The 6,394-nt window shown below is 67.1% G+C and carries 6 protein-coding genes; 3 read left to right on the plus strand and 3 right to left on the minus strand.

Translation table 11 applies throughout. The features are described from left to right. Positions 1-48: 48 nt before the first annotated feature. The 3 genes from ACFWF3_RS20085 to ACFWF3_RS20095 all read right to left on the minus strand — a co-directional run bounded on the left by ACFWF3_RS20085 (position 49) and on the right by ACFWF3_RS20095 (position 4,259). Positions 49-1,230 carry an esterase/lipase family protein gene (locus tag ACFWF3_RS20085; protein ID WP_379314825.1) on the minus strand — a complete coding sequence of 394 codons (1,182 nt, stop codon included), beginning with the start codon at positions 1,228-1,230 and terminating at the stop codon, positions 49-51. Positions 1,231-1,414: 184 nt separating this feature from the next. Then, positions 1,415-2,779, minus strand: a complete 1,365-nt coding sequence (locus tag ACFWF3_RS20090) for a lipase family protein (protein ID WP_379314826.1) — start codon at positions 2,777-2,779, stop codon at positions 1,415-1,417. Positions 2,780-3,029: 250 nt separating this feature from the next. Then, the gene (locus tag ACFWF3_RS20095) at positions 3,030-4,259 is read right to left on the minus strand and encodes a lipase family protein (RefSeq protein WP_379314827.1); all 1,230 of its coding nucleotides are present in this window, start codon (positions 4,257-4,259) and stop codon (positions 3,030-3,032) included. A 274-nt stretch (positions 4,260-4,533) separates the two neighbouring features. Between ACFWF3_RS20095 and ACFWF3_RS20100 the strand changes: the two genes are divergently transcribed. The 3 genes from ACFWF3_RS20100 (at position 4,534) to ACFWF3_RS20110 (ending at position 6,029) form a co-directional block, all read left to right on the plus strand. Continuing rightward, a complete protein-coding gene (locus ACFWF3_RS20100) occupies positions 4,534-4,785 on the plus strand; it encodes a hypothetical protein (protein WP_378631365.1) in 252 nt (83 codons plus the stop codon). Between the two features lie 80 nt (positions 4,786-4,865). Next, complete coding sequence (locus ACFWF3_RS20105; protein ID WP_379314828.1) at positions 4,866-5,363, plus strand: DUF2599 domain-containing protein; 498 nt, start codon at positions 4,866-4,868, stop codon at positions 5,361-5,363. Between the two features lie 12 nt (positions 5,364-5,375). Next, on the plus strand, positions 5,376-6,029 hold the full coding sequence (locus ACFWF3_RS20110) for an SDR family oxidoreductase (RefSeq protein WP_378992033.1): 654 nt from the start codon (positions 5,376-5,378) through the stop codon (positions 6,027-6,029). The last annotated feature ends 365 nt before the right edge of the window (positions 6,030-6,394 follow it).

Genomic DNA, 6,394 nt, shown 5'->3' on the forward strand with positions numbered 1-6,394 from the left:
CTGCCCACCATGGTGGGCAGCGCCTTCGTCGTGCTCAGTGCGGGCGGGTCAGAGCGAGCCGCCGCCACCGACCAGCCACGGGTTGAACGCGCAGGTCAGCTGCGGGTTCTGCACCGGGTCGAGCGCGCGAAGCGCGATCGAGAGGGCGCGCGGTGAGTACATCATCGTCAGGTGATCGGAGATGTCCTGCTCGCAGCCGTCCTGCAGGGTGATGTTGTGGACCGTCGCCCCCGGGCCTGCCTTCATGAAGGTCAGTTCGTAGGGGTTGGTCACCTCGTCGTAGCGGGTGCCGACGATGGTGTAGTCGACACCGGCGACGGTGTCACCGCCGGCATTGAGGTTGTTGACGAAATCCGAGCCGATCGTCTGCTGGATACCCGCGTGCCCGACGAAGATCTCGATCGGACCCAGGATGTCGATGCCCAGGTTGTTGATCATGCGACCCAGGGCGCCGATGCCGTCGAGGCTGGTGCCGTGGTGGGTGGCGCCGAAGGTGATCAGCTTGTTGACCTTGGCCGCCCCGCCCTCGAACTTCGTGTAGTAATTCGCCATCGACCCACCTTGGGAGTGCGCGATGATGTCGACCTCGTCGGAACCGGTCGCGGCGAGCACGCGATCGACGAACGCCGCGGTCTGCTTCGCCGAATCCTCGATGTAACCGGTGCCCATCACGCCGGGCAGGAACGAACCGAGGCCGCCGCCCTCCATGATGTTGGAGCGACCGTAGTTGAACGTGAACGTGCAGTAGCCGGCGTCCTTGATGGGCTGGCCCATGTAGGCGTACCCGTTGTAGGCGTTCATCCAGGTGCCGTGCAGCAGCACGACCGGGCGCGGATGCTCGGCCGTCGGCTTGCAGTTCCAGTCGTTCGTCCCGGGCGCGGCCGCATCGGGGTTGCCGAGGCCGTAGGCGAACGCGGCGAGGAACGCCGTCGACTCCGGTCCGTACGCACCGGGATCGGAGGAATAACCGCCCGAGGAACCCGAGCTGGAACCCGAACCGCCGTAGCAGTCACCGGACCCGTTACCGGAGCCGGCGCCACTGCCGGAGGTGCACGCCGACCCGGAGCCGGCGACCTGCCGGCCTTCGGAGATGATGCCGGCAAGATCCTGCTCGGTCGGCGCCGAGGCGGGAGCCGCGCTCGCCCCCGGCCCGGTGAACACCATGGAGAGAGCGCCGACTCCGGCGAATACCGCCGTGTGCAGCGTGCGCCTGCGACTGGGAGATTTCATGTGTTGACTTGTCTTCCTGTGCGATTCGAATATTCGTCGCCCTTTTCTTCCGGGAGAACGAATGGCTTGTCGAAACCGCCCAAAACATAAGCCGCAGAATTACTTACGAGACGATTGTCACGCGCGGTCTGGGCAGGTCACCACAGCCCCTCGAAAACTGCCATGACAGGGCACAGGAAAATATTCAGCACTCGCTACGTGCCGCGACTCCGAGAAGTCGCTCGTCGAGCCACAGCACCGCCTCCGGATAGCCCGTCGCCGCACCGATGATGTGCTCACCGAGCACGCCGCGATACACCGCGTTCGCCCCGAGTTCGCACTGCTCATCGTAGAGATTGCGCGCGCCCTCGGCAGGAATCCACCACTCCTGGTCGCCGTTGTAGATGTAGAGCGGCGTCGACGACCGCATTCCTTGCATCCGGGTGATCTCGTAGATGTCGGTGGCCAGTTCCGAACGCAGGGGGTCGGCGATGTTGGCGCCCACATCGATCGGCAGTTGCAAGATTCCCGGCACCGCGAACACGCTGGCGCACGTATCTTTCATAATCGAGGTGGTGACCCAGCGCCCGAGATTGTTCATCGCGGCGAGGATTTCAGGTCGCTCCCGTCCGATTGCGAAGGTCGCGGCCATAAATATTCCGGATGCGAGGTTGGCATTCATACTGCGCGAGAGGATTTCGAAGTCGGCGGGCACCCCGCCCAGTGCCGCACCGACGATGACGTCGGCCAGTTCCGGTGCGTAGGAATCGATCAGCTTGGCCGCACCGTGGGTGGCGATGGCGCCACCGGAATAGCCGGTCATCGCGAATCGGCTGTCGCCGTAGGCCGCCGGGTCACCACCGCGCACCGCCCGGATCGCGTCGAGCACCGCGTGCCCGGCGACATACGGTTCGGCGTAAGCCATCCACGGGCCCTCGTGGTCGGGCACCAGGACCGCGTACCCGCGCAGGACCGCCAGCTGCGTCGTCGGCGGAATGAACTCTGTCGAGCTCGACTGCGATGTCAGGCCGTGCGCCAGCGAGTAGCCGGGAGTACACTTGCGACCCAGCGCGTCGATGGGCAGGTTGTTCACCAGCACAGGGCGATCCCCGGGCCCGGTCCACTCGGTGGCGGGCACGATCAGGGTCGCGGTGGCATAGGACGGTCTGCCGTGGGCGTCGTCGGTGCGGAATTTCAGCAGCGTCGCCGAGCGGATGGGGACCAGGGTCAACCAGGCCGCGGTCGCGGTGACGTCGCGGGATTCGATCAGATCGCCGGGCGACAACTCGTCGAGCCCAGCCGGCCACTGGTCGAAGATCGGATCGCCGACCGCCGACGGGAGCACCGCCGCGTGGAGTGCCGCGAGTTCGGCCGCCGGATCGGCGGCGTTCGCCGGGATCGGCGAGGGAATCACCTGGTCGATCCAGCGCTGCAGATCGGGCAGGAAACCGGGTGTCCCCAGCTGCGGCACCGGGAACTCCTGGGTCGGCGGCGGCTCGGCGGCCGCGGTACCTGCCGCACAAGAGACGAGCAGCAGCACCGAACCGATAAGTACTCGAACAGATCTCATGGCACACACGCCTTCGGGTGGCAACGGATTCGTCGATGACGTGCCACTATGCGGTGCTCCGACCCCTACCGAAACTCCCCCACCGCGCCGTCGTCAGATCCTTCACGCTACGGGGCGCGGCGAACCGACTTCGGCGTTGTGCCCGAGTCGTGTGCGCAATGCCGCTGTATCGCAACAAGAATCGTCGATGGCGACGCGAATCGGCCCGGATCCGCTTCGGGGCGAGCGGATCCGGGCCGATCGAACCGGCTCAGCAGGTGCTGGGCGCCGGTTCCCCCTGCAGCCGGGCATCGAGCCAACTCAGCGCGGAAGGCAGTCCGAGCACAGCTGCGGTCAGATGGTCCGGGGTCGGCGTCTGCTGACTGACTACCTTGGCGCCCGCGGCACACCAGCGATGAGTGGTGGAGGTGATCGCGTCGACCGGGATGAGGCCGTCGATCGGCGAATGCCATTCGAAGACAGGCATTGTCGGCACGCCCGGATACAGCTCCAGGCTGTTCTCCTCCACCACAGCGCGAGCTTCGGGATCCTCCACCAGTGAGGTGGTGGCCGCGAAGTCGAGGATGCCGCGCCCGGCTCCCGCCCCGAGGATGTCGTTGGTGCAGGCGTCACGGATCGACGCGCGGGCGGCCAAACCGCTGGCATTCATCTGATCGCTGATCGGGAACCGTTGGGGGTATTCCCGTTCGAGCCCGATCCCCGCGGCCAGCGCGAGACCGAACACGGGATGTGAACCGAAGCCGAGCCCCTCGAGCATCGACACCAGGTTCATCGGCACCCCGCCCATCGCCGCCCCCGCGATCTCGAGCTCGGGCGCGTACTCGGGCTGCAATGCCGCCGCCCACGCCGTCGCCATGCCGCCACCGGAGTACCCCGCCATCGCGACCCGGCTGCCACTCACCCGCAACTGCTCGACCTGGCGCACCGCGCGGATACCGTCGAGGGTCACCTGGCCGCCCAATTTCGCTGCGCCGTAGGCGAAATTCGGTCCGAGGTGGTCGGGCACGGCCATCGTCCAGCCGCGCTTGAGCGCGTAGTTCCAGGCCACCGCCTCGCGCACCATCAGGTCCGGATCGTCGGTGTAGAGGACCTTGGAGACCGAGCAGCGCGTGCCGAGCCCGTTGATGATGTGCTGGTAGGACAGCACGGGGGCGTCGGTGCGGTGGTTGTTCGGCTGCAGCACCGTCGTCGTCGCGGCGATCGGGTCGCCCGCGGAATTGGTGGAGCGGAACTGGATCAGGGTGATGGTGGTGTCGGGGAACATGGCCAGCGCCGGCATCTGCCGTACGCCGAGTACGTCGCCGGGCTTATGCTCGGCCAGGTCGGCCGGCTGGCTGTAGAAGGGGTCGGGGTCGGCGGTCGGGTACAGCGGTGTGGTGTGGCCTGCCGCGGCGGGGACCACGGTGAGCACCGCTGCCGCCAGGCAGACCAACAGTGTTCGGCCCGGCCTACTGTGTCGTGCCGCGGCATCCCAGATCATGCGGCTGTCCCTCCCGTGTCGCTGCTGTCGAGACCGATCTTCGCCGGTACCGTGGCTCCTCGTCGACGGGTCGCCGCGAACATCGGCGGAGCTCACAACCTCATCTGTGTGTGGTTGTGACCGGAGGCAGCACGCCGATATGCGGGCGCACCGCCGCGGCGACAGGTGGATTGTGAGATCTCCAAGCGAAATCGGAACGTGTTCCTCTCGATGGTGCAAGACCTACCGTCGAGTAGGAAGGCGCTCACCAGTGCCGGGGCGAAAGGAGCACGCCATGATTCCCACCGACGAGAACATCGCCGCCACCCTCCACCGCATCGACCCGAACGAGATACCGACCCGGCGGATCACGGTCTACTTCGACGGCCCCACCCCCGAGGACGCACTGGTCCTGGAATACGCCGCGACCCAGGCCGAGGCGTGGGAGTTCACCTCGGCGGCCGTGCATTCCGGCCTGCTGGTGACCGTCGACGGCAATGTCGGCCCCGGCCTGCGCCGGCTGCCCTGCCGGTCGCTGTGGCACTGACGCTCGCGGCGCCGCACCGCCGGCCGCACTAGGCTGGCACGGCGGGCGCCGCTCGGCCCGCGGTGACAGAAAGGGCATTCGTGACACGGTGGCAGTTCCCGCTCGCACTGGCCGCGGCGGCCGTCCTCACCGGCTGCGGCTCGGCAGACACCACCGAGGTCGCCACCCCACCCAGCACCACCGCCCCGACGACGACCACCACCACCACCACCACCAAGCGGGTGCCCGCCACCATCGCGCCGCCCACCACCACCGTCGACCCCTACGCGGGCCTACCCCTGATCGATCACGTGACCTGGACCGAGAACGTCGACGGCCCCCGTCTGCTCGTCTTCCCCACCCAGGCGGGCCGCAAGACCGCCGCGCCCGGCACCGACGAACTCGCGTGGCAGGAAGTACGTGCCCTCGACGCCGACGCCGACGCGCCGGGGATGCGCGACCAGTTCGTCTGCCACTGGGTTTGGGCCAGGATGGTAGCGCCCGACAAGCCGAGCTGGAATCTCGAACCGTGGCGCCCCGACGTCGGATATCAGGCCACGGTGGCGGCGAACTGCAATCCCGGCGGCCCCGAACGCTGATAGGAGCATCCCATGCGCATCGTCATCGCCGGTGGACACGGCAAAATCGCTCTCCTGCTCGCCCAGGTACTGACCCGGCGCGGCGATCACGTCCACGCCCTCATCCGTGAACCCGGCCAAGCCGCCGATATCGCCGCGACTGGCGGCGTGCCGGTCATCTACGACATGGAACGCGACACCCCCGCCGACCTCGCGGCCGCGGTCGCCGGTTCGGACGCGGTGGTGTTCGCAGCGGGTGCGGGCGCGGGTAGCGGTGCCGCGCGCAAGTACACGGTCGACCTCAACGGTTCGGTACAACTGGCCGACGCCGCCGAGCACACGGGCGTCGCGCGGTTCGTGCAGATCTCCACGATGGGCGCGGGCAGCCCGCCCGCGCCGGGGACCGATGAGGTGTGGGCCGCCTATATCGACGCCAAGACCCGCGCCGAGCAGGACCTGCGGACTCGCGAGCTGGAGTGGACGATCCTGCGACCGGGCCGGCTCACCGACACCGAAGGCAACGGTCTGATCACGCTCGGACCGCCGCCGATTCCGCGCGATTCGGTGCCACGCGCCGATGTCGCCGCGACACTCGCGTCGATCTTGGTCGCGGACAACACTTTTCGGCGCACACTGGAGCTGGTCTCCGGATCGGAGACGATCGAGTCAGCCGTCGCGGCCATTTGATAGCCACAAATTAACTATCACAACATATTTCGCCCGTTGAACGCCATTGTCGTCAACTCGCGCCACATTGTCGTCACCTGATGAACACGGCCAGCCGCCGGTCACGCCGATATTCGAGCGCCACATATGACGGAGATGGTGGCGCCACCCTGGATTCGCCGCTCAGAAGCCGGGAAATGCACCGCATCGAGACGGAATCGATCGTGCAGATGTGCTTGCATCTGAAAGTCTCCCCGTCCTAAACTCAGGGCCGCAACACAATTCAGGGGACAGTCAGGGGAGGCCGCGAGCGGCACACCCGGGGCCAGGATTGCCTTGGGTTTGCCACTGCCTGAGAAGCACAGGGGCATTCACATGAACAACAC

The organism is Nocardia sp. NPDC060220 (assembly GCF_042727815.1).
Lineage (GTDB): Bacteria > Actinomycetota > Actinomycetes > Mycobacteriales > Mycobacteriaceae > Nocardia.

Coding starts and splice junctions, on each gene's coding strand:
- ACFWF3_RS20085 (WP_379314825.1), bottom strand. CDS start 1,230: ATGAAATCTCCCAGTCGCAGGCGCACGCTGCACACGGCGGTATTCGCC.
- ACFWF3_RS20090 (WP_379314826.1), bottom strand. CDS start 2,779: ATGAGATCTGTTCGAGTACTTATCGGTTCGGTGCTGCTGCTCGTCTCT.
- ACFWF3_RS20095 (WP_379314827.1), bottom strand. CDS start 4,259: ATGATCTGGGATGCCGCGGCACGACACAGTAGGCCGGGCCGAACACTG.
- ACFWF3_RS20100 (WP_378631365.1), top strand. CDS start 4,534: ATGATTCCCACCGACGAGAACATCGCCGCCACCCTCCACCGCATCGAC.
- ACFWF3_RS20110 (WP_378992033.1), top strand. CDS start 5,376: ATGCGCATCGTCATCGCCGGTGGACACGGCAAAATCGCTCTCCTGCTC.